At 59.6% G+C, this 26,279-nt stretch carries 29 protein-coding genes; 10 read left to right on the top strand and 19 right to left on the bottom strand.

Annotated features, from left to right (window positions below; translation table 11 throughout):
* Positions 1-44 precede the first annotated feature (44 nt).
* Complete coding sequence (locus A6U86_RS00250) at positions 45-329, top strand: hypothetical protein (RefSeq protein WP_068387579.1); 285 nt, start codon at positions 45-47, stop codon at positions 327-329.
* Between the two features lie 445 nt (positions 330-774).
* Here the strand turns inward: A6U86_RS00250 and A6U86_RS00240 are convergent, their stop codons facing one another.
* The 4 genes from A6U86_RS00240 to A6U86_RS00225 all read right to left on the bottom strand — a co-directional run bounded on the left by A6U86_RS00240 (position 775) and on the right by A6U86_RS00225 (position 2,964).
* A complete protein-coding gene (locus A6U86_RS00240; protein WP_068384762.1) occupies positions 775-966 on the bottom strand; it encodes an NfeD family protein in 192 nt (63 codons plus the stop codon).
* 16 nt (positions 967-982) lie between these two features.
* Complete coding sequence (locus tag A6U86_RS00235; RefSeq protein ID WP_068384759.1) at positions 983-1,843, bottom strand: S49 family peptidase; 861 nt, start codon at positions 1,841-1,843, stop codon at positions 983-985.
* Positions 1,844-1,948: 105 nt separating this feature from the next.
* Entirely contained in the window at positions 1,949-2,725 is a 777-nt protein-coding gene (locus A6U86_RS00230; RefSeq protein ID WP_068384753.1) for a tRNA1(Val) (adenine(37)-N6)-methyltransferase, read from the bottom strand.
* Between the two features lie 8 nt (positions 2,726-2,733).
* On the bottom strand, positions 2,734-2,964 hold the full coding sequence (locus tag A6U86_RS00225; protein WP_068384750.1) for a DUF2007 domain-containing protein: 231 nt from the start codon (positions 2,962-2,964) through the stop codon (positions 2,734-2,736).
* A gap of 108 nt (positions 2,965-3,072) precedes the next feature.
* Between A6U86_RS00225 and A6U86_RS00220 the strand changes: the two genes are divergently transcribed.
* The 4 genes from A6U86_RS00220 (at position 3,073) to moaB (ending at position 7,543) form a co-directional block, all read left to right on the top strand.
* Positions 3,073-4,089 carry a polyprenyl synthetase family protein gene (locus tag A6U86_RS00220; RefSeq protein WP_068384747.1) on the top strand — a complete coding sequence of 339 codons (1,017 nt, stop codon included), beginning with the start codon at positions 3,073-3,075 and terminating at the stop codon, positions 4,087-4,089.
* Between the two features lie 123 nt (positions 4,090-4,212).
* Entirely contained in the window at positions 4,213-6,066 is a 1,854-nt protein-coding gene (locus A6U86_RS00215; protein WP_068387576.1) for a tetratricopeptide repeat protein, read from the top strand.
* Between the two features lie 8 nt (positions 6,067-6,074).
* Positions 6,075-6,989 (top strand): 4-(cytidine 5'-diphospho)-2-C-methyl-D-erythritol kinase, encoded by a 915-nt coding sequence (locus A6U86_RS00210; RefSeq protein WP_068384744.1) that lies wholly within the window; start codon positions 6,075-6,077, stop codon positions 6,987-6,989.
* Positions 6,989-7,543 carry a molybdenum cofactor biosynthesis protein B gene (moaB, locus tag A6U86_RS00205; protein ID WP_068387574.1) on the top strand — a complete coding sequence of 185 codons (555 nt, stop codon included), beginning with the start codon at positions 6,989-6,991 and terminating at the stop codon, positions 7,541-7,543. Before A6U86_RS00210 ends, moaB begins: the two co-directional genes overlap by 1 nt.
* Before the next feature lie 30 nt (positions 7,544-7,573).
* Here the strand turns inward: moaB and A6U86_RS00200 are convergent, their stop codons facing one another.
* Complete coding sequence (locus A6U86_RS00200; protein WP_068384742.1) at positions 7,574-7,888, bottom strand: hypothetical protein; 315 nt, start codon at positions 7,886-7,888, stop codon at positions 7,574-7,576.
* Between the two features lie 176 nt (positions 7,889-8,064).
* Positions 8,065-8,583, bottom strand: a complete 519-nt coding sequence (locus A6U86_RS00195) for a glycosyl transferase (RefSeq protein ID WP_068384738.1) — start codon at positions 8,581-8,583, stop codon at positions 8,065-8,067.
* A gap of 240 nt (positions 8,584-8,823) precedes the next feature.
* Between A6U86_RS00195 and A6U86_RS00190 the strand changes: the two genes are divergently transcribed.
* Together A6U86_RS00190 and A6U86_RS00185 are read left to right on the top strand one after the other, a co-directional pair.
* Positions 8,824-9,981 carry a PA0069 family radical SAM protein gene (locus tag A6U86_RS00190; RefSeq protein WP_068384735.1) on the top strand — a complete coding sequence of 386 codons (1,158 nt, stop codon included), beginning with the start codon at positions 8,824-8,826 and terminating at the stop codon, positions 9,979-9,981.
* A 109-nt stretch (positions 9,982-10,090) separates the two neighbouring features.
* A complete protein-coding gene (locus tag A6U86_RS00185; RefSeq protein WP_068384732.1) occupies positions 10,091-10,750 on the top strand; it encodes a ribonuclease HII in 660 nt (219 codons plus the stop codon).
* Between the two features lie 21 nt (positions 10,751-10,771).
* Here A6U86_RS00185 and A6U86_RS00180 read toward each other — a convergent pair whose 3' ends face one another.
* From A6U86_RS00180 to A6U86_RS00115, 13 genes are all read right to left on the bottom strand, one after another.
* Entirely contained in the window at positions 10,772-11,494 is a 723-nt protein-coding gene (locus A6U86_RS00180; RefSeq protein ID WP_244509813.1) for an aminoglycoside phosphotransferase family protein, read from the bottom strand.
* A 171-nt stretch (positions 11,495-11,665) separates the two neighbouring features.
* The gene (locus A6U86_RS00175) at positions 11,666-12,157 is read right to left on the bottom strand and encodes a F0F1 ATP synthase subunit B (protein WP_068384728.1); all 492 of its coding nucleotides are present in this window, start codon (positions 12,155-12,157) and stop codon (positions 11,666-11,668) included.
* A gap of 3 nt (positions 12,158-12,160) precedes the next feature.
* Positions 12,161-12,754, bottom strand: coding sequence for a F0F1 ATP synthase subunit B (locus A6U86_RS00170; RefSeq protein ID WP_068384727.1), 594 nt, complete (start codon positions 12,752-12,754; stop codon positions 12,161-12,163).
* A gap of 78 nt (positions 12,755-12,832) precedes the next feature.
* Positions 12,833-13,060 carry a F0F1 ATP synthase subunit C gene (locus tag A6U86_RS00165; protein WP_004109844.1) on the bottom strand — a complete coding sequence of 76 codons (228 nt, stop codon included), beginning with the start codon at positions 13,058-13,060 and terminating at the stop codon, positions 12,833-12,835.
* A gap of 66 nt (positions 13,061-13,126) precedes the next feature.
* The gene (locus A6U86_RS00160) at positions 13,127-13,879 is read right to left on the bottom strand and encodes a F0F1 ATP synthase subunit A (protein ID WP_068387571.1); all 753 of its coding nucleotides are present in this window, start codon (positions 13,877-13,879) and stop codon (positions 13,127-13,129) included.
* A 77-nt stretch (positions 13,880-13,956) separates the two neighbouring features.
* On the bottom strand, positions 13,957-14,301 hold the full coding sequence (locus A6U86_RS00155) for an AtpZ/AtpI family protein (protein ID WP_068384724.1): 345 nt from the start codon (positions 14,299-14,301) through the stop codon (positions 13,957-13,959).
* Between the two features lie 310 nt (positions 14,302-14,611).
* On the bottom strand, positions 14,612-15,790 hold the full coding sequence (locus tag A6U86_RS00150) for a cell wall hydrolase (RefSeq protein WP_068384720.1): 1,179 nt from the start codon (positions 15,788-15,790) through the stop codon (positions 14,612-14,614).
* A 129-nt stretch (positions 15,791-15,919) separates the two neighbouring features.
* Complete coding sequence (locus A6U86_RS00145; RefSeq protein ID WP_068384717.1) at positions 15,920-16,651, bottom strand: hypothetical protein; 732 nt, start codon at positions 16,649-16,651, stop codon at positions 15,920-15,922.
* Between the two features lie 137 nt (positions 16,652-16,788).
* Entirely contained in the window at positions 16,789-18,690 is a 1,902-nt protein-coding gene (locus A6U86_RS00140; protein WP_068384715.1) for a potassium transporter Kup, read from the bottom strand.
* 17 nt (positions 18,691-18,707) lie between these two features.
* Positions 18,708-19,685, bottom strand: coding sequence for a magnesium transporter CorA family protein (locus tag A6U86_RS00135; RefSeq protein WP_068384712.1), 978 nt, complete (start codon positions 19,683-19,685; stop codon positions 18,708-18,710).
* 414 nt (positions 19,686-20,099) lie between these two features.
* The gene (locus tag A6U86_RS00130; RefSeq protein WP_068384709.1) at positions 20,100-21,251 is read right to left on the bottom strand and encodes an Mrp/NBP35 family ATP-binding protein; all 1,152 of its coding nucleotides are present in this window, start codon (positions 21,249-21,251) and stop codon (positions 20,100-20,102) included.
* Between the two features lie 665 nt (positions 21,252-21,916).
* Positions 21,917-22,654, bottom strand: a complete 738-nt coding sequence (locus A6U86_RS00120; protein ID WP_068384703.1) for a LuxR family transcriptional regulator — start codon at positions 22,652-22,654, stop codon at positions 21,917-21,919.
* Positions 22,655-22,980: 326 nt separating this feature from the next.
* Positions 22,981-23,784: an IclR family transcriptional regulator gene (locus A6U86_RS00115; RefSeq protein WP_068384700.1), complete on the bottom strand. Its 804-nt coding sequence runs from the start codon at positions 23,782-23,784 to the stop codon at positions 22,981-22,983.
* A gap of 131 nt (positions 23,785-23,915) precedes the next feature.
* Here A6U86_RS00115 and A6U86_RS00110 point away from each other — a divergent pair, with 131 nt between their 5' ends.
* The 3 genes from A6U86_RS00110 to A6U86_RS00100 are packed head-to-tail and all read left to right on the top strand — an operon-like array spanning position 23,916 to position 26,276.
* Positions 23,916-24,686 (top strand): SDR family NAD(P)-dependent oxidoreductase, encoded by a 771-nt coding sequence (locus A6U86_RS00110; protein WP_068384697.1) that lies wholly within the window; start codon positions 23,916-23,918, stop codon positions 24,684-24,686.
* 22 nt (positions 24,687-24,708) lie between these two features.
* Positions 24,709-25,641 carry a 2-dehydro-3-deoxygalactonokinase gene (locus tag A6U86_RS00105; RefSeq protein WP_068384695.1) on the top strand — a complete coding sequence of 311 codons (933 nt, stop codon included), beginning with the start codon at positions 24,709-24,711 and terminating at the stop codon, positions 25,639-25,641.
* The gene (locus tag A6U86_RS00100; protein WP_068384692.1) at positions 25,641-26,276 is read left to right on the top strand and encodes a 2-dehydro-3-deoxy-6-phosphogalactonate aldolase; all 636 of its coding nucleotides are present in this window, start codon (positions 25,641-25,643) and stop codon (positions 26,274-26,276) included. Before A6U86_RS00105 ends, A6U86_RS00100 begins: the two co-directional genes overlap by 1 nt.
* The last annotated feature ends 3 nt before the right edge of the window (positions 26,277-26,279 follow it).

Genomic DNA, 26,279 nt, shown 5'->3' with positions numbered 1-26,279 from the left:
GTATAGATATGGCTATGCGTCTCCGCGCCGCCTTGGAGAAGATAATGAACGTCAAGACCGAAATCACACTGTCTGAGCGCCATCTCCGTCTTGCGGAAAAGATGGTCGAGGAAGGCGCATTTCCGTCTATTTCCAGCCTCGTTGAAGCGGCCATCGAGCAGATTGACCAGATCACCCATCATGACGGCGCGACCGATGATGCAGTGACCGGCATGGCGGATGAAATTCGCCGGCGTATGGAATTGCCTGATGATCAGTGGCTCCCTTGGGACGGCAAGGAAATGGCGTCCAGAGTGAAAGATCGGCTGCGCCAGAAATACGCCAAGTAAGTCAGCCCATGCGTTATGCGATAACCAAGCATCCGCTTGTCGAAAGCGATCTCTTCGACATCGTCGATTTCATTTCCAGTTATGCAGGTATCGAAATCGGGCTGGCAAAAGCCGATTAAATCACAGAATTCATCGATAAGCTCGCCGACTTTCCACATATAGGCACGGTGCGTACCGATATTGGGCCAAAGCTGAGAGCAATTCCCGCCTCAGAAAAGGCGGTCGTATGCTTCACGGTAGATGATGCGACCCAGGTCGTCCACATTCTCTGCATCAGCTACGCGGGAGCGGATTGGATGTCACGGGTGGAAAAACGACGCTGAGATCCGAATGATCGCTACGCATATTGGCTTCATCGCGATCAAATTTCCAATTGGCGGGAAAGTTCAAGTAGAAAGATTTCACTTTCTCCGAAGCCAGCTGACGCCGCCCTGCTTTGTCCGTGCTACTCATCCTCCCGCTTGACGCGGTATTCTCCCGTCTTCGGATCCTTGACCAGCGTCCCGATCGCACCCGTGCGCCGCTCCGTTTCGGCGCGACGGGACTTTTCGGCAAGCCGCTGAGCGTCGCGGACGAAACGCCGATACAAGAACCAGATGCCGCCGACGGCGACGATGAAAAAGATGATCTGGGGCATTACCCAGCGCTCCCGATTACAATCCGTACCGGCCCCACAATGCCTTTTCCTCTGCCGCTTCGGCAAGCCCGGATGCAAGGCTCGCGCCGAGGCCGTCCATGCCCGAGAGCGAAACACCGGGGGCGCGACGGCCGAAAAGGCTGCGCGGCGTGGTGACCAGCGTCAGCTTGACCTTGTCGCCGAAGCGCTTCCGCAATTCCTGGCGCATGTCGCCGAGACCGTCGATCAGGCCGAGCTCCAACCCGCGGCTGCCTGTCCAAAACAGGCCGGAGAACACGGTTTCGTCGGCTGAGAGCTTTCCCGTGCGACGCTCGAGCACCATGTCGATGAAGACCTTGTGAATCTCGAGCTGCAGGCTCTTCAGATATTCGATGTCCTTTTCCTTCTCCGGCTGGAAGGGATCAAGGATCGCCTTGTTCGCGCCGGCCGTATAGACACGGCGCTCGACGCCGATCTTCTTCAGCAGCTCCGGAAAGCCGAAGCCGCGGGAGACGACCCCAATGGAACCGACGATCGAAGTGGGGTCGGCGATGATTTCGTCACCCGCAAGCGCAATCATGTAGCCGCCGGACGCTGCCACATCCTCGACGAAGACCAGAACCTTCTTGTTCTTCTCAACGGCCAGGTCGCGAATGCGGTTATAGATCATGCGCGACTGCACCGGCGAGCCGCCCGGCGAATTGACGACGATGGCGACGGCCGGCGCGGTCTTCATGTCGAAAGCCTTTTCCAACGCCTGCGAGACGCCTGCGAGATTGAGCGATTGCCTCAGCGGGCCACCGCCCGCCGAAATGACACCGCTCAGCCGAACGACGGGTATGACCAGCCTTTCCTTGCGAAACCGCTTCGGAAGCATGCGTCTCAAAAACCCAACCATTCGTCACCTTGAATCATGAAGTTCACTGCCCGTGATGTATGCACGGAAACGGCAAACGCAACATCGCCGATCACATTTCATGTGCCAAATGACGAAAGGGAAGCGCTATTTGCGCGCATAGGCGGCGCGGCCATTGTTCATATCATCGACGAAATCGGTGAATTTATGAGTTCCTTCGCCATGCATGATCAGCGGCGCGCGCAGACCCAGCCGCTTCCTCGATCCCTTGATCGCCGTCACCAGGATGCGAACCGCATTCTCGCCCTCGCGCGGATGGATCGGCGTGATCTCGATGCCGCCGAAACGCCGGCCACAGGCGGCGATGATCTCGCCGATCGATTCCGGCCGGGCGATCAGCGACAGCTGGCCGCCGGGGATCATGATGGCGCCGGCCGTGCGTATCCACCGCTCGAACAGCCCCTCGGTCATGGCATGTGCCTCGGCCTTCAGCGCATCGGGCGTCAGCCGGTCGCTCGCATCGTTGAAAGGCGGATTCATGATGACATGATGGAAGCTGTCGTCGATCAAGCCTGCCTCGTTGCGATTCTTGCCAGTCAGCGTCACATCGGCTTCGATGACCGCCACACGCCCGGCAAAGCGGGCATTTTCCGGCAACAGCAGGCTCTTGCGGGCAAATTCGGCCATGTCGGGCGAACGCTCGAACAGCACCACCTCCGCCCGGTCGACCCGCGACGCCACTGCCATGCCGGCGGCACCTGCGCCGGCGCCGAGATCGGCGACCCTGATGGGCCGTTCGTCAGCCACGAGAGCGGCCAACAGCATGGCATCCATGCCGGAACGATGCCCCCTGCCCTTCGGCTGGACAATATGGAATGCCCCTCGATGGAAGGCGTCGATGGTTTCGGAAGGACTATCGGCCATGACCGACCTCAGCTGCGCGCAGGGCGCAGCTCGTCTCCGAGACCGGCATCGACGAGAATGCGCCGTGCCTGATCGGCACGCTCCTCTTCCACCAGAAAACGGCGCGGCAACATGCCGAGCGAGCCTTCCAGAATGCTCATGGCCTGATCCGCGACAAAGCAATGAATTCCGGCGTCTTTCATCAGGCTCTCCGCAAAAGAAAGAAGGACCGGATCATTCGTGCGGATCAGTTCGTGCATAAGCCTTGAGTTTCCTGTCAAATTTACGCGACGAGACAATTCGCCTCTTGCCGCCTCTTTCGCCCCTTCTTATGGTGCTTTGCAGAAAATGAACAGGAGTCCGGATCGTTGGGCGTCGTGATACCGCTGGAAGAAAGCAAGAATAAACTGGCATCCATCAAGCCTTTGGTGGATCTGACCAAGGCGGACATGGAACGCGTCAATCAGCTCATCCTGTCGAAAGCCGGCTCCGATGTACAGATGATTCCCGAGGTCGCGGAGCATCTGATCTCGTCTGGCGGCAAGCGCCTGCGGCCGATGCTGACCATCGCCTCGGCGGCACTCTACAATTACCAGGGCGACAATCACATCAAGCTCGCGACCTCGGTCGAGTTCCTGCATACGGCAACCTTGCTGCATGACGACGTGGTTGACGAAAGCGATCTGCGCCGTGGCAAATCCACCGCCCGCATGATCTGGGGCAACCAGGCGAGCGTGCTCGTGGGCGACTTCCTGCTCGGCCAGGCCTTCCGCATGATGGTGGAAGTCGGCTCGCTCGACGCACTCGACGTGCTGTCTTCTGCCGCCTGCGTCATCGCCGAGGGCGAAGTGCTGCAGCTGTCGGTCTCCAAGAACATGGAAACGACCGAGGACGATTATCTCTCGGTCATCCGCGCCAAGACCGCAGCGCTCTTTGCCGCCGCGGCCGAAGTCGGTCCGATCGTCGCCAACGCCGGCAAGGCGGAGCGCAATGCGCTGAAATCCTATGGCACCAATCTCGGCCTCGCCTTCCAGCTTGTCGATGATGCGCTCGATTACGGCGGCAAGGCTGCAGATCTCGGCAAGAATGTCGGCGACGATTTCCGCGAAGGCAAGATCACGCTTCCGGTGATCCTCGCCTATCGCCGTGGCACCGAAAAAGAGCGCGCCTTCTGGCGTGACGCCATCGAAACCGGCAATAACAGCGACAAGAATCTCGAGAAGGCCCTGGGGCTCATCACGAAATATGGCGCGCTTGCCGACACAATCGCCCGGGCTGTCCATTATGGCACCATCGCCCGCGACGCTCTGGCACCATTGCCGGAAACGCCATGGAAATCAGCACTTCTCGAAGTGATCGATTTCTGCATCGAACGCGTTAATTGATAGCGGCAGGCCGAATTTGTTGCAGGGCCGCTTCAAAAAAGCCATCCTGTTGTGAATCAGTTGACACGAACGCTTTATGCCGCCGGCGACTTCGCTGGCCGTCCCTCGATGAAAGGCTTTCTAATGCGGCAGAGACTTGCCATCCGTTTTCTCTCGGGCGTAGCCTTGGCGGCGATCCTTTCAGTGTCCGCCCTGAATGGTGCGCGGGCCGACGACAAGCCGGCAGCACCCGAGGTCAACGCCGAGGTCGTGTTCGATCCCGATAGCGTCGATACATTCGCTGGCGCGTTCCTCGCTGCCCGTACCGCCGATGTCGACCATGATTACGACACCGCCATCGCGCTTTACAAGAAAGCGTTGATGATCGACCCCGGCAACCCCGAGATCCGCCAGCGGCTGATGATTTCGCTGCTGCTAAACGGCAATCTCGAAGAAGGCGTCAAATACGCCAACGAGCTGAAGAGCGATCCCTCCGTCGAGCGCGTCACCACGATCGTGCGCGGCATGGACGCAATCCGTCGCCACGAATATCGCAGCGCGCAGGAAATCCTCAAATATAACGGCCCGAACGATCTCGACCGGATGATGACCAACCTGCTTTCTGCCTGGGCGCGTGCCGGCTCCGGCCGCGGCAAGGAAGCGATCTCGATGATCGACAAGATGAAGGGTCCCGATTGGTTCAACATCTTCAAGAATTATCATGCCGGCGCCATTGCCCTGACAATGGGCGACCTGAAGTCGGCACGCTCGCATCTGAACGATGCGGTCCTCGACAAGACGGGCGGCGCCACGGCTCCCGACACCTTCATGCGCTCCGTCATGGCGCTGGCGCGCCTGGAAGCCAAGGCCGGCGACAAGCAGAAGGCTCTCGATACGATTTCGGTCGGCGACAATCTCGTCAGCAATTACGCGCCGTTGAATGCGTTGCGCGACAGCATCACCAAGGGCGAGACGCCCGACCAGCAGGTTACCGACGCCGCGCAGGGTGCAGCGGCCGTGCTCTTCACCATCGGTGCTGCGCTGAACCGCGACGGCGCCGAAGACGTCGTTTCGCTTTATCTGCAGATTGCCAATTCGCTCGATCCGAAGGCCGCCGATACGCTGGTTCTTCTGGGCGGCCTGGCCGAAAAGCAGGAACAGACCGATCGCGCCATCGCCTTCTACAAGAAGGTGCCGGACAATTCGCCGATGGCACGCATCTCCGAGCTGCAGCTCGGCCTTGCGCTCGCCCAGGCCGGCAAGGTCGACGATGCCCGCAAGCATCTGAAGGCGCTGATCGATTCCGATCCCAACGATGTCCGCAGCTACCTGGCCTATGGCAGCGTCCTTTCCGACGCCAAGGACTTCCAGGCCATGGCCGATAATTACGACAAGGCCGTGCAGATCATCGGGCCCGTGCCGAAGCGCAGCGACTGGGCCGTGTTCTTCCAGCGCGGCATTGCCTATGAGCGCCTGAAGAAATGGGCCGATGCCGAGCCGAACTTCAAGAAGGCTCTGGAGCTGAACCCCGACCAGCCGCAGGTGCTGAACTATCTCGGCTACTCTTGGGTCGACATGAACATGAACCTCGACCAGGGTCTCGACATGATCCGCAAGGCCGTCGACCTGAAGCCGGATGACGGCTACATCGTCGACTCGCTTGGCTGGGCCTATTTCCGTCTGAATCGCTTCGACGATGCGGTGAACGAGTTGGAACGGGCAGCGCAGCTGAAAGCCGGCGACCCCACGATCAACGACCACCTCGGCGATGCCTATTGGCGCGTCAACCGCAAGCTGGAAGCCGTCTACCAGTGGAACCGTGCTCTGGCCTCCAAGCCGGAAGAAGCCGATATTCCGAAGATCAAGGAAAAGGTCGACAAGGGCCTGCCGGCACTCGACACCGATCCGAAGACGGTCGACAAGAGCAAGCAGCCCGATCCGGCACCGGCTCCGTCCCCTGACTCGAACGCGCCGGCTCCGGTCGACAAGAAGTCCTAAGACTTCCCATGAACACGATCTTGGCAGCGGGCGATTTCGACCTCACGGAGGAAGCGCCCGCAAAGATCAATCTTGCGCTGCATGTCACCGGCCGACGCGCCGATGGCTATCATTTGCTCGATATGCTGGTGAGTTTTGCCCGGCATGGCGATCGCCTTGGTTTCCGTGCAAGCGGCGAGGATGAATTCAGCCTCTCCGGACGCTTCGGCCCGCTGCTTTCGGCAGATGCCGAAGCTGGCGACAATCTCGTGCTCAAGGCGCGCGACCTGCTGCGGCAGGCTGCCCATGCGGCCGGTATCGATGCACCCGCGGTCCACATTCATCTCGAAAAGAACCTCCCAATCGCCTCGGGCATCGGCGGCGGCTCGGCGGATGCGGCGGCGGCGCTGCGTGGGCTGATGCGGCTATGGCGGCTCGTTTTACCGGAGGAGACGGTCAAAGCCATCGCATTGAAGCTCGGTGCCGACGTGCCGATGTGCCTTGCCAGCCGGCCATTGGTGGCGCGGGGTATTGGCGAGGCGATCGACCTGCTGCCGGACTTTCCGTCCTTTGCCATGGTTCTCGGCAATCCGCTTGTCGGCGTCTCGACGCCGGAAGTGTTCCGCCTGCTTTCACGCAAGGACAATCCGCCGCTCCTCTTCCCATCGCAGATGCCGCAGCGCCAGAGCGAATGGATCGATACGATCAAGACCCTCCGTAACGATCTCGAGCCCCCGGCGCGCGCGATATGCAGCGAGATTTCGACGCTTTCCGCCTTGCTTGAGCGCCAGCACGCCATCCTGACGCGTATGTCCGGCTCCGGCGCCACCTGCTTCGGCATCTTCGAAAATAGCGACCAGGCCGAGGCGGCAGCTGCTATGCTTCACAGACAGAGGCCGGACTGGTATTTCCAGGCGACCGAAACGATCGCGGGAGAAGTATGATGGCAGGCCCTGGCAGCGAACGCCCCTTCATCCCCGTCGGCATCGCCGTGTTGACCATTTCCGATACACGAACGCTCGCGGACGATAAATCCGGCGACACGCTGGTCGCGCGCATCGCCGATTCCGGGCACAGACTTGCCGCTCGCGCCATCGTGCCCGACGACAAGCAGCGCATCCGCGCGCAGGTGGAAGCCTGGACAAAGGACGCAGCCGTGGACGTGGTAATCACCACGGGCGGCACGGGCTTTACCGGCCGTGACGTGACGCCCGAGGCGCTGGAGCCCTTGTTCGAAAAGCGGATGGACGGCTTCTCCGAAGTCTTCCATCGCATTTCCTACGACAAGATTGGCACGGCGACCATCCAGTCGCGAGCAACCGGCGGCGTTGCCAACGCCACCTTTATCTTCGTTCTGCCGGGATCTCCTGGGGCCTGCAAGGACGCCTGGGATGGCATATTGAAGGCGCAGCTCGACTACAGGCACATGCCCTGCAATTTCGTGGAGATCATGCCGCGCCTGGACGAGCACCTCAAGCGCGGCGGCGGGTCCCGCTAGATCCTGCGTCTCCGCGGGACATTTGCAGCCCTATGCTTTCGGCCCCGGCAAGACAGGAATTGATTCCCATCTTTCGCCATTGAGAATGATGCAGCTCCGGCCGGAGGCGTCACTGACCATCATCGTCCAGCTGCCGCTTTCAGCAACATAGATCTCAACGATCGTGTTGGGGTCGAGCTTGCCGACAGCCGACAGCTTTTCAGAAAGATTGTCGCCCAGGAACGCGACCATGTCGACGCGCTTGGCGCAGGCGAGTGTCGCTTGGGAGGCAGCGACGCCGGGATAGAGAATTGCACTGGCAAGGACGGCCGTAGCCATCAGGCGGTAGAACATCGTGCGTTTCATAACGCACCTCCTTCTGCCGAAATCTCGGCGGAAAAGGAGAGTTCCGCTGACCAGTTCCGCCGCATACCGGCATCATCATGGTCGGCCGCCCAACGCGACACGCGAAAGGTGCCGCCACACAGAAATTATGACAGCTATTTACCAGTTTACAAACGGAATCTCGGCGGCGTGACGCTCTATCGTGCCGCCCGCGCCACCCAGGATGGAATGAGCTCGCTTGAGAGCTTGCGGGCTTTCTGGCCTTTGGCGAATTCAGCCAGCCGCATGCCGGTCCTGGCGATGGCGATGGCTTGTGGCTTGGATACCAGCAATCCCAGCTCCAAAGGCGGTGTGCCGCGCCCGATGCGTTGCAGGAACGGCCGGCGATAGCCGCGCGAAGCAGTAAAGCGCGCCGGCACCTTGTTCAGCGAGACATATTCGGCGATTTCGTCAATCCAGCCAGCCTGCGGCCGAGCACCGGGCTCGACAAAAAGCAGCCATTCGCCGCGTGCCGAGCGCAATATGTCCTTTATATCCCACTGCGAATAGAACCGGCAGCCAGCAGCATCCGCCACGCGTGAGGTGCCATCCCGCGAGCCGTGGTCGAGCACCACGACATCGCTGACGAGGCCCTCGATCGCGCCCGCCACCAATGCCGCCAATGTCTGCGCCAGCTCAGGTTCCTGATCCTGACATTCGATGATTACCGTCAACATTGCCCATTTATAGAGCGGCGCATAATTTATTGCCAGCACCTAGCCTTCAGGCCTGAGCGTTTAAGAAAAGCGTGATACGCGGCGTCAAACCTCCTGCTGCCATCCCCAAAAGTTTCGCATGAATGAGGTGCCTGAAGGCGCCTTTGTGTTTTTTGTTCTTGCATTGTTCTCATTTGTCGGATAGGAATTTAATCATCTTAGACGCGGCATGCGGCCCCATGAACCGCCCTGGAGCTACCGATGAACGAGCAGTCCCTTGCAGGGCAGGCCGCATTCGCGCCTGCCAACACGCCAGACATTGCCAATGCTTTGATCGCCGATGCCGGCCTCCGGATTGATGTGGAGCGCCGACGCGGACGCGGCGCCGGATTGAACCCGAGCGGCCGGTTCGAGCCGATGCAGCGCGAGACCTTTGACGACGGTTGGCAGACCCTTGAAGAGCTCCCACCGTTCAAGACCGAAGTGCAGGTGGAAAAGCCGCGCACGGCCATCACCCGCAACGAATCGCCCGATATCCCCTTCGACCGCTCGATCAATCCCTATCGCGGCTGCGAGCATGGCTGCATCTACTGCTTCGCCCGGCCGTCGCATGCCTATATGGGCCTTTCTCCGGGGCTCGATTTCGAGGCGAAGCTCTTTGCAAAGCCGGATGCGCCGAAGCTTCTGGAGCGCGAGTTGGCAAAGCCTGGCTACAAGCCGCGCGTCATCGCCATCGGCACCAACACGGACCCCTATCAGCCGATCGAGAAGGAATGGCGGATCATGCGCCAGATCCTGGAAGTGCTGAACCGGGCGAACCATCCGGTTGCCATCGTCACCAAATCGGCGCTGGTCATGCGCGATATCGACATCCTCAAGGACATGGCCGCGAAGAACCTCGTGCGGGTCGGGCTATCGGTGACGACGCTCGACCGCAAGCTGGCGCGCACCATGGAACCGCGCGCTGCAACGCCATCGCGGCGGCTGGAGGCGATCCAGGCCTTGAGCGAAGCCGGCATCCGGACCTCGATCCTGGTGGCGCCGATCATTCCCGCCCTCAACGATCATGAGATCGAGCGTATCCTTGATGCCGGCAAGGCCGCCGGCGCTCAGGAGGCAAGCTATGTGATCCTGCGTCTGCCGCTGGAAGTGAGCCCGCTGTTTCGTGACTGGCTGCTGCAGCATTATCCGGATCGCTATCGCCACGTCATGTCGCTGATCCGCTCGATGCGCGGCGGCAAGGATTACGATGCCGAGTTCGGCAAACGCATGAAGGGCGCTGGCCCCTATGCCTGGCAGATCAGCCGACGCTTCGAAATGGCCACACGGCGGCTCGAGCTTGTCAGGCGCAATATAGCCCTGCGCGATGATCTGTTCGTTCCGCCTGATGGCAGCGGCGTGCAGCTCTCGCTGCTTTGACGGTTCCTCGCGGGTTTTCCCTGAGCCCGCCGGAAGAAAGCCCCCCAGGTTCGCCGCCCTGATCCACCGGGGGCTTGCAGGAGATCGGGTGGTGTGCGAGCTTCGCCGCATGCCACGCAGCACATCACCCGATTCTCCCATGCTTTTCGACGAAGCGCCGATCGTTCCGAGCTTCGAGCTGGAACTGATTGCCCGCCGCGCCGGGCACTGGCCGGTCGCCGGCGCTGACGAGGCTGGTCGAGGCCCTCTGGCAGGACCTGTCGTTGCTGCAGCCGTCATTCTCGATCCCGAGCGCATCCCGCAGGGGCTGAACGATTCCAAGCAGCTCACGGCCGCCAGGCGGGAAGCGCTGTTTGTCGAGATCCTCGCGACAGCAACGATCTCCATCGCCTCCTCAAGTGCTGCACGCATCGATACCACCGACATCCGCAAGGCAAGCCTCGATGCAATGCGCCGCGCCATTTGCAGCCTAGCGATACCGGCAAGCTATGTATTGACGGATGGCCTCGACGTACCGGCAGGGCTTGCCTGCCCCGGAAAGGCCGTGGTCAAGGGCGACGCACGTTCCTTCTCGATCGCCGCCGCCTCGATCGTCGCCAAGGTGACGCGCGACAGGATGATGGCGCGCGCCGGAGATGTCTTTCCGGCCTATGGCTTTGCGGCCCATGCCGGTTACGGCACTGCGCAGCATCGCGCCGGCATCGAGCAGCATGGCCCCTGCTCCCTGCATCGTATGAGTTTTCGGCCTCTGAAAAAAGAAGCTGTCTAGGACGGCATCTCGCCACTCCCCTCAGGCAACCAGCCCCGACGTAATCTGGGCCGACCATTTCGCGACATAGGTGATGTCGTCACGATAGACGCGATCATGGCCTTCCCGGAGGTTCTGGCGATATCGCTCGACGCCACGGGCAGCTTCCTGCTCCATGAATGTCAGCAGCGCTCCAAGCCGCTCGATAATGCCATGAGGCAGCGAGCGGCGTTCAGCGGATGACATTCCATAGGCATCTGCAAAGATGCGGGCGCGCCGAACCTGATCCTCCAACCTATCCAGGCCCTCCACCGCGACGTCTGAGGACAGCGGCGCCCATCGATAGACGGCATAGGCGAGATCCCAGCTCCGAGGGCCTGGATGAGCCGTCTCGAAATCGATGATTCCGGTGACTTCGCCGCCGTTCAGAACGACGTTATAGGGTGTGAAATCCCCATGGCAGATGACCTCATCCGGCATTCGGGCCGGCAGCTGCCATATGCAGTCGGCCCCAAGCTCCCGCAGAGCGAGGGCAGAACAATCGTGATAGCGCCGAAGGAGCGACGCTGCGGATCGCAGCGCCAGATCGGACCGCATTTCGGAATTTTCGACAAGGTCGCCCGTCGCGCCGTGCAGATAGCTCACCCTCTCCCAGGCAGTGTCAAACCCGAGCGGCAAAGGAGCTGCATCGAAACCATGCCGGCGCAGCGAAGCCAGCAAGGCATGAACGCTCGCCGTCCAGGGGCGTGCTGGTCGAAGGACCATATCATCCTGGCGAAACGGCCCTTGATTATCCCGTATCTGCATTTGCCTCCCCACCCCTCTGAAGAGATCTAAACGCGCAGGACAGCTTCGGTCAAACACGAACGGGTCAGCAAGCAGAAACAAAAAAGCCCCGCCGAAGCGGGGCTTTTCAAACTTGTCTTTCGATCGCGCCTAGTTCAGGCGCGTCTTCACTTCATTGACCGCGTCGTTGAAGAGGCCCGATTGAACGCTGCCTTCGGTCTTCTTCGCAAGCACCGAAGCAGCAGCAGCAATTGCCAGGTCGACGGCGGCGGAACGAACCGCTTTCATCGCATCGGCCTCAGCCTGCTTGATCTTCTGCTCGGACAGAGCCGTACGGTTGGCGACGAATTCCTCGGTCTTCTTGCGGGCTTCGGTCGTCAGCATTTCAGCTTCGCGCTCGGCAGCCGCGACGATGTTCGCCGCATCTGCTTCGGCTTCCTTGCGCTTGCGCTGGTATTCGGCCAGCAAATGCTGAGCCTCTTCACGCAGGCGCTTTGCTTCAGCCAGCTCGTTGCGGATCTGGTCGGCGCGGTCGTCCAGCGACTTCGCCATCATACCCGGAACCTTCAGATAGACGATCAGTCCGATGAAGAGGAGGAGCCCGACAAATGCAAAGAAAGTTTCGTCAAGAGCAAATGACATGGATCAACCCTCCTGCTTTGCGGATGCCGCGGCAACAGCCGAAGCGACATCAGCCTTGCCGGCAACGTTGCCCACCAGCTGTTCGACGACGGCGGCCGCCGTCTCTTCCGCAATAGCGCCGACATCGCCGAAGGCCTTGGTCTTGATCTCGCCAATGCGAGCTTCAGCGGCCTTGAGCTTTTCGGAAAGGCTTGCTTCGATCGCCTTGCGATCTTCCTCGGCCTTTGCCTTGGCTGCGTCGCGGGCGCTGGCGCCGATTGAATTCGCCTTGGCGCGCGCTGCGGCCAATTCGCTTTCATAGGTCGCAACGGCCGCGTCTGCTTCTGCCTTCAGGCGCGAAGCTTCTGCAATATCCTGGGCGATACGGTCATGCCGGCTTTCCAGAATGCTGCCAACGCGCGGGATGACAATCTTCTGCATGGCCACGTAGAAGATGACGAAGGTAATCACAAGCCAAAGCAGCTGTGACGGATATGTCGTATGGTCGAACGGCGGGAATACGCCGGCGTGATGGCCCTGCTCGGGCGCACCCGTTTCCGTGTGCACCTCGCCGGCGGCCGGCGGTGCTTCGTCAGCATAGGCCGGGGTCACAAACATGCTCACCTCCAGGTGGTCTGCAAATACAAAGAATCACGGCTCGCTGACCGCGAACCGTGATCTATGACGCCGCTGATATCAGACGGCGAAGAGCAGGAGGAGAGCGATGAGCAGCGAGAAGATGCCCAGAGCTTCCGTAACGGCGAAACCGAATACCAGACGGCCGAACTGGCTGTCAGCGGCAGACGGATTGCGCAGAGCGCCGGACAGGTAGCTGCCGAAGATATTGCCGAGGCCAAGAGCCGTGCCGGCCATACCAAAGCAAGCCAAACCTGCGCCGATGAACTTTGCTGCTTCCGCGTCCATGTTGAACTCCTTTGAAATGGTTGTGCGGTGAATAACTGACGCCCTTAGACGCCAATGTCTTTATCCTTAGTGGCCACCCGGATGGATCGCGTCATTGAGGTACATACAAGTCAGTACCGCAAAGACGTAAGCCTGGAGGAAGGCGACTAGGAATTCGAGACCGGTGAGGGCGACGGTCATGATGAGGGGAAGGATAGCGCCACCGATGCCAAGCGCGCCGAGGGCTCCAAGCGAGGCAACGAAGCCTGCGAACACCTTAAGCGTGATATGGCCAGCCAGCATGTTGGCGAAAAGACGAACGGAGAGCGAAATCGGCCGGGACAGGAAGGAGATGATTTCGATGACCACGACGAGCGGCAGAAGAACGCCCGGGACGCCCTGCGGCACGAAAAGCTTGAGAAAGCCGAAGCCGTGCTTGATGAAGCCGTAGAGAATGACCGTCAGAATGACCAGCAGCGCCAATGCGAAGGTAACGATGATCTGGCTGGTGACGGTATAGAAGTAAGGAACCATGCCGAGCAGGTTGGCAGTCAGCACGAACATGAAGAGCGAGAAGACCAGCGGGAAGAACTTCATTCCCTTCGTTCCCGCCCCTTCTTTCAACATAGAGGCGATGAATTCATAGGCCATTTCCGCAACCGACTGGGCGCGGCTCGGAATGACGCTGCGCGGTGCGCTGGCATAATACAGGAAGCCAGCGGACAGGAGCGCCGAGGCGACCATGAACAGCGATGCGTTGGTGAACGAAAAATCAATTCCACCGATATCGATCGGGATAATCTTGAAGATCAGGAACTGATGGGTAGGTCCGTTTGCCACCGCTTGTTCTCTTTCATTTTTCCGCTCCATCGAGCGGATGCCTGTCACCTGGAAACAACGTCAAGCGCTGCTTCCGCTCATTTCTTATCTGGCCCATGTTCCTCGAGCGCCGGTGTCGCCACCTTGCCCGCCGAACGCAGTACATTCAGTACACCGGCACAGAATCCGAGAAGCAGCAATATAATCATGCCCCACGGCGCCGTACCGGCAAAACGGTCGAGAACGTAGCCCAGAACGGCACCTACGATGATGGCAGCAATGAATTCACTAGAAAGCTTCATAGCCTGGGCATAACCTTTGCGGCTTACCTCGGCACGAACCTCCCCGGATTCATCCTCTCTCACCGCAGAGCGCTTGCTTGCCAGTTCGGCTCCCAGCTGCGCCCGCCGCTTTTCCAGACCCTCGTCGCGGTCATCCGCCATGGTGAAGTCCTCCCCTTTTCGTTGCGCGTAGTCCCATTTCCCCGGTCAACGCGTAAACGAACAGCAGGTTTCGCCACCTTTCGGCCCGTTTTGAAGTCGCGCGCAACATAGTTTTAGGAAAAAGCATAGTCAAGGCGTAGACGTCATCTGTCCAGCCATAAATTAGCCCAATTAAATCATGAGTTTAAGCTAAAGAAGCGCTATCTGGCGAAAACTGAGCCGAAGAATCCTCTTCAGCCCACGCTTTGATGTTGCTTTTTTGCCGGCCGAGGGAGCTTATCCCCAGCGCGAGGTCGCCGAACCCACCCGCTCAGCTCCACCCGCCACCATAGGTCCGGTAGAAGATATGCATGCCGATGCGGCCGACCTTCACCATTTCGGCCGCCCATTTCGGCCGGACATAGACCGCATGATAATGTGTGGCCGAGCCGACTTCCGGAAGCCAGATCTTGCCGGCGGTGACCGCCATGGCGACCTGGCGCGCTATACGCCAATGCTCCGGCGAGTTGACGCGATCCCTAACGTTGTCGCAGGCAAAGGAAAACTGGCAGGCATTGTGCCAGTCATCATTCTGGTAGACGACGCCGCAGATGGTCTTCGGATAGGCCGGATTGCGAACGCGATTAAGAATGACCTGGGCGACGGCCGCCTGCCCTTTCACCGATTCACCCCGCGCCTCGAAATAGATGCCGGTCGCGAGGCACTGCTGCTCGTCGGAAGAAAAGACCGAAGGCGGCAGGACATTGGCGGCCCAGGGGTGATCCTTCGGCCCGATCTGCGGCACGAAGCGGCCCTGGCCATCCTGATCCGTGGCGAGGATCGAATCGAAAGGCGACGTCCGCGCATAATCCGGCGCCGGTGACGCGTAGGCAGCGGCCAGAACATCGGCATTCTGATTGGTGACCAAGCTCGCGAGATAGGCAGGCACGCTATCATCCTGCTTTGGCGGCTGTTTCTTGTAAAAAGCCGTGGCAATCTGGATTTCCTTGCCGCCGAGCTTCGGCTTCAGGAAAGCCGTTCTCTCGCCAGTGTCCGATTTCGGTTGAAACAGCAGGCTCTGGCGTTCCAGCACGGAACCGGCAGAAAAATCCTTTGGCGGCGACATTGGCGAGACGGAAACCACCCGGCCCTTCTTGCCCTGGCGATTGATGCGCTCTTCGTCCGGCCGGGGATCACTGCCCTTCTGCTCGGAAAGGAAAGCAACGCGGCGCCCATCCGGCATGACGAGACCGCCATCACCGACGGCTGCGGCCGCCTTCGCATCGCCGAAGGCCAGTTCCGCCTGGTGGGTAGAGCCCGCCGGTGAATTGGTCATCACCATGCGCCAGTTGGCTCCCGTCCTGTCGATGCCCGCCAGCAGACCGGCGAGATCACCATAGGCCGCGGCCGACGGGAAGATCAGCCAGGCGCAAATCCCGAATACGGCCGGAGACGTCCAGTTTTTCGGCAGAAACCGCAATTTTTGGCTGACATGACGCGGACGAGACAACACCGAACTCCGAACGGCACTCGAAACTAGGAGCCGGAATAATCCCTCATTAACCTTGATGGATGGTTAATAAGGGTGGCCTCCTATCGTCAATGGAGGCCAGGAGTTCATGCGGTTGCAAACAGCTCGCTAAGCAAAGACAGTGAGCAATTCCGCGCCCGACGGCGGCCCGATCTGTTCAGCTTCCATATACCGCCGGACCGACACAACTGAGATGTAGGTCCAGCCTATGGCTTGCAAGCCATTGGATATCAATGAGGCTGCAATAACAGGGATGTTCAAGTGCCCGTTCACCAGCATGCCCGGACCACCAAAGGTACTCGCAAAGATCACGACAATGATCCCAGCCACGAGAGGGAGGGTTAAGCCCAAGAATACCAGGGAAATCGTCGAAGGAAATCGCGCTACACCCCTTCGCAGCGCATCACCTATACCTGCCTTGGTGCCATGAATGCTCGCAGGCAACCATGTACCGAGAAGAGAAAAGATGATGCAGAACGCCACTAGGAATGCCAACATCGCCCAAAGCCCGAAATAGGCTTTGTCAATACCCTTGGCACCCAAGAGAGGAATAAGAGGGAGGGCCATCAGGAAAAGCACGAGCAAACCCAGCCCCAGGCTCCTGAACATATATCCGCGAAATGGTAGCTTGCCAACTTTCGCCGCCGCCGTGAAATTCAGATTCCGCAGAACAGAATTCTGTACATTCATCGACAGCATGCATGACAGAAGCAAAACTACGCCTACGGAGGTAGACTTGCCGGAATATTCATCGAAAATCGCAATGCCAACAAAAGATGCGATCACCATCGCGTAAAACGCCAAATTGTTGCGTATGATGGACAAGGTTTGTTTGAGCATTCGCGACCACCCCCAGAATGTAAAGCGCCATTTCTCCTTTAGATTGAATAGGCCAACGCACCACTTGCGCAATAGAAAAGTCAAAAGGCCCGGCGGATATCCACCGGGCCTTCGGATAAATAGCTGATGTCTCGACCTTAGATGATGACGTGCGAACCCAGTTCCACCACGCGGTTCGCAGGGAGACGGAAGTAGTCGGAAGGGTCGGTCGCGGCGTTGGCGAGCGCGATGTAGAGCCTGTCCTGCCAGTGCGGCATGCCCGACTTGGCATCCGGCACCAGCTTGCGGCGGCCCAGATAGAAGGACGTCGACATGATGTCAAACTTGAGGCCGGTCTTGCGCAGGGTCGCAAGCGCCTGCGAGACATTCTGCGATTCCATGAAGCCGAAGCGCAATTCGACGCGCGAGAAGCGGTCGGACACCTTCTCGACCGAGTAGCGGTCTTCCTGGGCAACGCGCGGCTTGTTGGTGGTCCTGATCGTCAGGATGACGTTCTTGTCGTGCAGGACGTGGTTGTGCTTCAGATTGTGCAGCAATGCTGCCGGAGCGGATTCCGGATCGCTGGTCAGGAAGATCGCCGTGCCGGGTACATGCGCTGGCGAGTGATCGCTCTTGCGCTCGATCGAGCTGACGAAGGACGACAGCGGAATATCGGTATGCCGCGTCTTCTCCATAAGGATCGCGGTGCCGCGGCGCCAGGTCCACATGATGACGGTGAAGGCGGTAGCAATCAGCACCGGAACATAGCCGCCGTCGTGGATCTTCAGCAGGTTGGCGCCCAGGAAGACGAATTCAAGCAGCAGCAGCGGCGTCAGTACGGCGGCTGCCATTGGCAGCGACCAGTTCCAGCGAACGCGGACGAATTCGAAGGCCATGATCGAGGTGACGACCATCGCGCCGGTGACCGATATGCCGTAGGCGGTGGCCAGAGAGTCCGACGTCTTGAAGCTCAGCACCAGGAAGATGACACCGAAGAACAGGACGGTGTTGACCGACGGCAGGAAGATCTGGCCGGTATTGGTCTCGGACGTAAAGAGGATCTCCATGCGCGGCAGGAAGCCGAGATGGATGGCCTGCCGGGTGAGCGAGAAGGCGCCGGTGATGACGGCCTGGCTGGCGATGATGGTCGCCATGGTGGCGAGAATGACCACCGGCAGGATCGCCCAGTGCGGATACATCAGGAAGAACGGGTCGGACATCGCCTCGGGCTGACGCAGCACGAGAGCGCCCTGGCCGAAATAGTTCAGTGCCAGCGACGGGAAAACCAGGACGAACCAGGCCCACTGGATCGGGCGTCGGCCGAAATGGCCGAGGTCGGCATAGAGCGCTTCGGCACCCGTCACGGTCAGGAAGACCGCGCCAAGCACCACGACCCCGAGGAAGCCTTCATGCAGGAGAAAGCTCACCGCATACCAGGGATTGAGCGCCGCGAGAATGCTGTAGTCATCGGAAATGTGCATGATGCCGGCAAGGCCCATGACGATGAACCAGATGGCCGTGATCGGCCCGAAGAAGCGGGCGACAGCGCCGGTGCCATGCGACTGGATCGCAAAAAGCAGCGCCAGGATCGCGACCGATATGGGCACGATGTAATCCGCGAATTTCGGCGTGACGAGCTTCAGACCTTCGACCGCCGAGAGAACCGAAAGCGCCGGCGTGATCATCGCGTCGCCAAGGAAAAGCGCGGCGCCGAGCAGGCCCAGCAGCATGAGAATGGCAGTGTGGCCATTCGCCGTCTTCATCAACAGGGCCAGCAGGGAAAGCGTCCCACCTTCGCCGTCGTTGTCTGCACGGAGCAGAAAAAGGACATATTTGATCGTGACGATAATCGTCAGCGTCCAGAACATCAGCGATATGACGCTGATGACTTCGCCGCGCGTCAGACCGTCGGCGGCCACCGGCTTCAGTGCCTCGCGAAAGGCATAGAGGGGGCTCGTACCGATATCGCCATACACAACGCCGACGGATCCGAGAGCGAGGTAAGCGAGTTTACGAGGGCTCATTTTCCCGTCGGGAGAATGATGGGTTTCGTTAGACATTCAGGATCACTAGACTCTCAGAGCCAGCCTTTCCAGCGAAAAAAGAAAAACGGGACGATGGCCGACACGACCATCAACATCAACGAAGCCGGGTAGCCGTAAGCGAAATGCAGCTCGGGCATCAGCTCGAAATTCATGCCATAGACGGACGCCACAAGCGTCGGCGGCAGAAACACCACCGAAGCGATCGAAAAGATCTTGATGATGGCGTTCTGCTCGATATTGATCAGCCCGAGCGATGCATCCAGCAGGAACGTGATATTGCCTGCGACGAAGGAAGCATGCTCCGACAGAGATTGGACATCCCGCGCGACATTGCGACACAGTTCCTTTGCCTCAGGGTCCTGCTGCATGGCGGGGATGGTATGCAGGAAGGTCAGCAATCGGGACAGCGAACTCAGGCTGTCACGTACTTTGCTGATTGTACGGTGATAGCCTGCGATGTTCTTGAGCTTTTCTTCCAGATAGTTTGCCGGACGGCGGATCTTCTTCACGCGATCGCCGAATACGTGCACCGACAATATATCGATACCCGCCACGGCTTGTTCAAGGACCTCGGCGGTGCGGTCGACGATTGTTTCGAGGAGTTTCGCGAGGAGCGCGATGCCTGTGCGGCGTTCCTGCGGAATTCGTTGCAGAGCCGCGATAAACAGCGCGAATGATTTCGGCTGCGCATAGCGAATGGTCACCAGCCGATGTCCCGTCAGAATGAAGGCGACGTCGGTCAGCATCGGCAGATCGGTATCGGCTTTCCACAGCAATGAAGCAGTCAGGAAGACAGAGCCATTCTCGATATAGAGCCGGCTCGACGGTTCTATATCCTTCATGTCCTCGCGCGTGGGAACCTCGAGCCCAAGCAGGCGCTCGATGTTGGCTTCTTCCTCGCGCGTCGGATCGACCATGTCGATCCAGACGGCATTCTCAGGCAACCGTGCAGCAGCCGAGAGATCCGGCAGCTCAAGCGGTTTCGAATCTGAGCAATAGGCAGTTATCAACTGCTCGCTCCCGCAGCAGCGGAAACAAAATTACGCACGAGGCGCCGTGCGCGCGCTTGCCGCGATTCCACCAATGGCCAATGAAAAGAGCTCATAAAACCCCGGTTGCATCCCGCCGGTCCGGCCGGGAATCCGTGTCCATGTTCCATTGCGCTGCTGTACCAATCCTTCGTCCGTCCTGGCGAAGCTGCCTGTTCGGACGAAACAGAACCACCGTTTGGCGGAGGGCGGTCATCGGAGACGCCCAACCAGTTCCACGCCGGCGGCGCATATGCAGCAAAGCTGGCAAAGAATCAAGTCACAACCCCTTCATTGCGCGCTTTCACCGCAGATTCCGTAATCACGCGAAGTCATAGCACAGGATGCAGGCAAGACAATCCGTCGCTATACAGAAAGCAGACACGCCTCTGTGAATTATTCAAACACGATCGACGGCGCAGAACGTTGCGGCGCGGTGGCGACTTGCTTCCAGACCTTGGCGGCAATCTCGCGATAGATGCCGGCAACGACGCCATCCGGTTCCGCGGCGACGAGCGGCGTGCCGGCGTCGGAGGTCTCGCGAATGCCCATGGTCAGCGGCACTTCGCCGAGGAAGGGCACGCCGATGCGTTCGGCTTCCTTGCGCGCGCCACCATGGCCGAAGATATCATAGCGTGCACCTGTATCCGGAGCGATGAAATAGCTCATGTTTTCAACGATGCCGAGAACGGGAACCTCAACCTTGCGGAACATGTTGAGGCCCTTGCGGGCATCGATCAGCGCGAGATCCTGCGGCGTGGAAACGATCACGGCGCCGGCAAGCGGCACCTGCTGGGCCATGGTCAACTGCACGTCGCCCGTGCCCGGCGGCATGTCGACGACGAGCACGTCGAGCTCTCCCCAGGCGACTTCGCGCAGCATCTGCAGCAGCGCCGACTGAACCATCGGCCCACGCCAGATCATCGCGGTTTCCTCCTCGACAAGGAAGCCCATCGACATGACCTTGAGGCCATAATTCTCCATGGGAACTATGGTGCGGCCATCGATCTGTGACGGCTTGCCGGAGATCTTAAGGAGCCTAGGCATCGACGGGCCGTAGATATCGGCATCCAGAACGCCGACGCGCAGGCCATTGGCAAGCAGGCCAAGCGCCAGATTGACCGCTGTCGTCGATTTGCCGACGCCACCCTTGCCCGAGGCAACCGCTATGATGGCGCCCACGCCGGGAACACCGATCTTGCCGGCGCGGGGCTGCTGTTGCGCGGGATGAGGATGGGCATGAGCATGGGGGGCTGCAGGCGGCGGCGATGGCCGGGCCGCCGGAGCACTGCCGGCCTTCTTGTCGGCGGTCAAAGCGACCATGGCACCCTTGACGCCAGGCATCTGTTTGATGACGCGCTCGGCTGCAAGGCGCATCGGTTCAAGATCCTTGGCGCGCTCGGCCGGAACGGTGATGGAGAAATAGACCTTGCCATCGGAAATGAAGACATCCGACACCATGCCGAGCTCAACGATGCTGTGCTCCAGGTCCGGGCCGCGAACCGTCTTCAACGTTTCCAGCACCTGTTCCTTGGTGATGTCTGCCATTCCATCCTCACTACGCGCTCTTCATCGAGCGCCACGTTTGCCGCAGCGTCTCGAAAATCCTTCTGGCTTAGATAGTAGAGCGGCAGGACTTCGCCAAACAAAATCGGGGCGTCGCCGACAAAAAGCGTTTTAGTTGCGGCCGGCAGGTCCGCCGGGTCTATGACCCTACCAGCCGCAACCCTCTCCCAAGCGAGGAAGACGTTTTCGCGGGCCGACATAGGGCAGACCTCGGAAGGGAGTAAGGCAGGAATGGGAAAAACTGCGATGCAAACACCATCGATTTTGATGGCGTGCCAAATAAGCAACAACCGCCGCTGATACCAGTTGCCGGGAGAAGCTCGGCAAAGGTATCAGCGGCGGTCGCTTGATCCGCGCACATTGGTCGGCGCTGTTATCAACAGTCCCCTCTGGACCTCTGCTAATAGCCATGCAGAAAGCGTGCCAGTTTTCACAAAACTGTGAAAATCAATGTATTTCAAATGCTTGATGTCATATTGGCCAAGTCGAGCGCATCGATCGCAACGCCGTGCTTCAGCATAGTTTATTTGCAGCGCACAAAATTCGCGCACAAGACTGCTCGAATCTCGATCATCACGCAATTCATCGCGGGGAACATCTTGGTGGCTGGGAGGCAAATGCGGGCGAAACTGCCGGCACCGGAATTGCTATTTGATCAATCCCACCCGCAATGCCTTGGCAACGGCCTGCGTGCGATTGACCGTATCGAGCTTCTTCGTGGCCCGGTTCAGGTAATGATTGACGGTATGCTCCGAGAGCGACAGGATTTCGGCGATTTCCGCGCTGGTCTTTCCTGCCGCCGTCCAGTTCAGGCAATCGATCTCGCGATCCGTCAGCGCATCGATGACGCGTACATCCAGGCTGCGGATTTCCGCAAGCCGATCGAAAACATGGATGGAAATATAGCAGAGATCCTTGATCTCCTCCGGCGAGAAGAGTTCCCGATCACCGGCCAGGGATACCGCGCCGCGAATGCCGGATACGTCATGGGTCGGCAGGTAGATGAAGCGCGTCATGCGAAACCGCTCGAACAGGGCAATGGCGAGCTGGGATTTGCTTTCTTCACGGTTCGGGGTCGATGCCACTTCGTAGACAAAGGGCAGTGTCGAGCTGCGCAGGCGGCGCAGCACCGGGCTGCTTGGCAGCAACCCTTCCTGATCGTAAATCGACAGAAGTTCGGCCGGCCAATTGTTGATCACCGAATTGCTTTGCAACTCAAAGGAGGTAATCGGCGGCAGATTGACGACCATGAAAGCCCGGCAACGATAGGCCTCCGTCAATCCCTTCATGAAGCGAAACACGTCAAACTGTGTCTTCAGCCTGCCAATTTCTTCGATGTAGTCCTCACCCCGAGGAGACGCTCCCGCCTGCACCAATGCCGCCATTATTAGTCTTCTTTATGTAAAATAGGGAAAGATTACGCAACTTCCGTCTCTTACCCACTTAAGCCCCACGTACCAGCTCCGGATAACCGACGCTTGTTCCAATATAAATTTTTAGGGATTCCAGCCGCTTCAATGCCCGTTACTATGATGTCTCTGCGTCATTTCACCAATTCCTTCGTGATCCTAGCAGTCATTCGAGGATAATGGCAGTTCTTACGCACATCTCAACAATCAAATTTAAGATAAACACGCGATTTTTGCTAAGGTCCGGTGCAAACAGCGATAATATTGAGGGATTTCACGCGAGCCCCTGCTGAAATAGGGGGCTAGCGCTTTGGGCCCATCCGACTGCGCATGTCCGTCATGATCGAATCGGCGGCGGATACTACCAGAGGTGCCCATTCCTCGAGCCTCTGCAATGCGACGCGATAGGCCGGGCCCGTTACCGAGATACCGGCCAGCATATGATCGCCGTCCGAGCGGATCGGCGCGGCTACGCAGCATATGCCGCTCTCGTGTTCTTCCCGATCGAATGCGTAGCCACGCATCCTGATATCGGCGATATCGGCAAGCAGGTCGGCGGCGTTGCGCAGCGTATGTTCTGTGTAGGGGCGAAATTCCAGATCGGCGATCCGCACCGCAAGCTCTGCATCGTCGAGTGCGGACAAAGCAGCCTTGCCGACGCCGGTGCAATAGGCCGGAGAGGCATTGCCGATCTGGGAATACATGCGCACGGACTGCCGTCCCTCGACCTTGTCGAGATAGATCACCTCCGAGCCGCGCAAGACACCCAGATGCACGGTTTCGCGGGTCAGCTCCTGCAATCGGCGCAAATGCGGCTCGGCAATGGCGCGAAATTCGTTGCGCTCCCAGCTGCGCGAAGCAAGCTTCAGCAGCCGGATGCCGATGATATAGCGCCCGTCGCGATCGACCTCCAACAGCCCTTCCTCGACGAGATGTGACAATTGGCGATGTAGCGTGCCGCGGGGTTGATCGGATAGTGAAAGAATGTCCGTAAACCGCATGGGCTCATCGCCAAGCGCAACGAGATCGAGCAACGCCACGAGCTTTCCGAGCGTTCCGGTTTCGCGCTCACGACGGCTGTTTTCTTTCTCACTATCGAAATTCAGTTCCGTGCCCTTTCATTTATCACTCGCACTGCCACGCTATCCTTGACACGACGGAAGGGTAATCGGATAATTCCACATAGTCAAATTTTGTTCCGAATAATGGAACATTCTGCAAGCCGGGAGGAGAGACCTTGGCCGAGACACAGGCGCAATTTCCCGATCTTAAGGATCGAACAGTCCTGATCACCGGCGGCGGTTCAGGCATTGGCGCGGCCCTTGTCGAAGGTTTCGCCAGACAGGGCGCCAAAGTCGCCTTCATCGATATCGCCGAAGAGCCGAGCAAGGCGCTTGTCGCCAAGCTCTCGGCACAATCCGCACATCCCGTCGCCTTCTATCACGCCGATCTGCGCGATGTCGGCGAGATCAAGAACACAGTCGCGGCGGTCGAATCCGATCTTGGCGCAATCCGCGTGCTCGTCAACAATGCCGCCTGGGACGACCGGCACGATATCGACACGACGACCGAAGAATACTGGGACAACAACCAGGCGATCAATTTGAAGCAGGTCTTCTTCGTATCGCAGGCCGCAGCCCCCGGCATGCGAGCCGCAGGTGGCGGATCGATCGTCAATTTCTCCTCGATCGCCTTCAAGATGAACCCGCCGGCACTGTCCTCCTATTCGGCGGCAAAGTCCGGCATCATCGGGCTGACCAAAAGCTTTGCCGGTCGCCTCGGTCCGGAAAACATCCGCGTCAACGCGGTCCTCCCGGGAATGATCGTGACCGAGAGACAGCTGGAGCTCTGGCTGACGGAAGATGGCATGGCCAAAACCGTCTCGCGGCAATGCCTTAAGCGCCTGCTCAAGGCGGAAGACCTCGTCGGACCGGTACTTTTCCTTGCGTCTGACTGTTCGGGGGCGATTACGGCCCAAACCGTCACTGTCGATGGCGGCATTTTCTAGTGAAAGACTTGGAGCATTTCTCATGACGAAACCCGCATATGTCGCGGTGGACTGGGGCACCAGCAGTTTCCGGCTGTGGCTGATCGGCGAGGATGGCAACATCCTTGCAGAGCGGCGAAGCGGCGAAGGCATGACGGTGGCGGCGCAGACCGGCTTCGCCAAAGTCCTGCAGGCGCATCTGGACGCCATTTCCGCACCGTCGGATATTCCTGTCATTGTCTGCGGCATGGCCGGAGCGCGTCAGGGCTGGGTCGAGGCCGGCTACATCGACACGCCGGCGTCGCTGGCAGCCATTCTCACCGGCGCAGTCGCCGTTCCCGGACAGGCGCGCGATGTTCGCATCCTGCCGGGCCTGGCGCAGCGCAGCACGCAGGCACCCGATGTCATGCGCGGCGAGGAAACGCAATTGCTCGGCGCTATCGCGGCCGATGCAAAAGGCGAGCAAATCGTCTGCATGCCGGGAACCCATTCGAAATGGGTGCGCGTCCTCGACGGCCAGGTGACGGGTTTCTCGACCTTCATGACCGGCGAACTCTTCGACGTCATTACCAGGCACAGTATCCTGTCGCATGCCGTCGCCGGCAGCGCCGACATGCCTGCCGACACCAAGGCTTTCGAAACGGCCCTCAAGGCGGCCTTCGAAAAGCCAGCGCTTGCGACCAACCTGCTGTTTACCGCCCGCTCCGGCCAGCTTCTCCACGGACTGACATCAGCCGGCGCCCAGGCATTGATATCGGGCACGCTGATCGGCACCGAGATCGCCGGCGCCCTGTCATCCGCCGGGCGAGGAGCGGCTATCACGCTCGTTGCCTCCGGGCGGCTGCAGGCGCTCTACGAGGATGCATTCCGCAGCCTTTCCCTCCCCTATCAGACCATCGATGCCGACGCCGCCGTCCGTCGCGGGCTTTCCGCCGCGGCGAACGCGATCTGGTTCACGAACGAAAGCAGAAGCTGATGACGACCCGTATTCCTTTCCCCTCCATGAAGCGCCCGCTCATCGCCATTCTTCGCGGCATCAAGCCGGAAGAAACGGCCGATATCGTCGGCGCGCTGATCGAAACCGGCTTCACCGCCATCGAGATCCCGCTGAACTCGCCTGAAGCCTTCCGCTCGATCAAGATCGCCGCCAAGATGGCGCCTGCCGATTGCCTGATCGGCGCCGGCACGGTGCTGACGGTCGAGGATGTCGACAGGCTCGATGGAGCCGGCGGCAAACTGCTTGTCACCCCGAATGTCGAGCCCGCTGTCATCAGCCGCGCCCGCGACAAAGGCATGGTGACGATGCCGGGCGTCTTCACCGCCACGGAGGCACTCGCGGCGGCCCGCGCCGGCGCCACCGGCTTGAAATTTTTTCCGGCGGGCGTGCTTGGTGCTTCCGGCATCACCGCCATTCGCGCCGTCCTACCGCCAGAGCTTGTGATCGCTGCCGTTGGCGGCGTTTCGGACAAGAATTTCGCCGATTACACCAAGGCGGGCATCCTCGCTTTCGGTCTGGGCACCAGCCTCTACAAGCCGGGAATGACGGCGCCAGAGGTTGCCGAACGCGCCAAGACGACCATTTATGCCTATGACGCAGCCATAGGAGCCTGATCT

The sequence above is a fragment of the Rhizobium sp. AC27/96 genome (genome assembly GCF_001692325.1).
Classification (GTDB): domain Bacteria; phylum Pseudomonadota; class Alphaproteobacteria; order Rhizobiales; family Rhizobiaceae; genus Rhizobium.
Note: the sequence above shows the minus strand (reverse complement) of the source record. Positions and strands in the feature narration are given on the sequence as shown.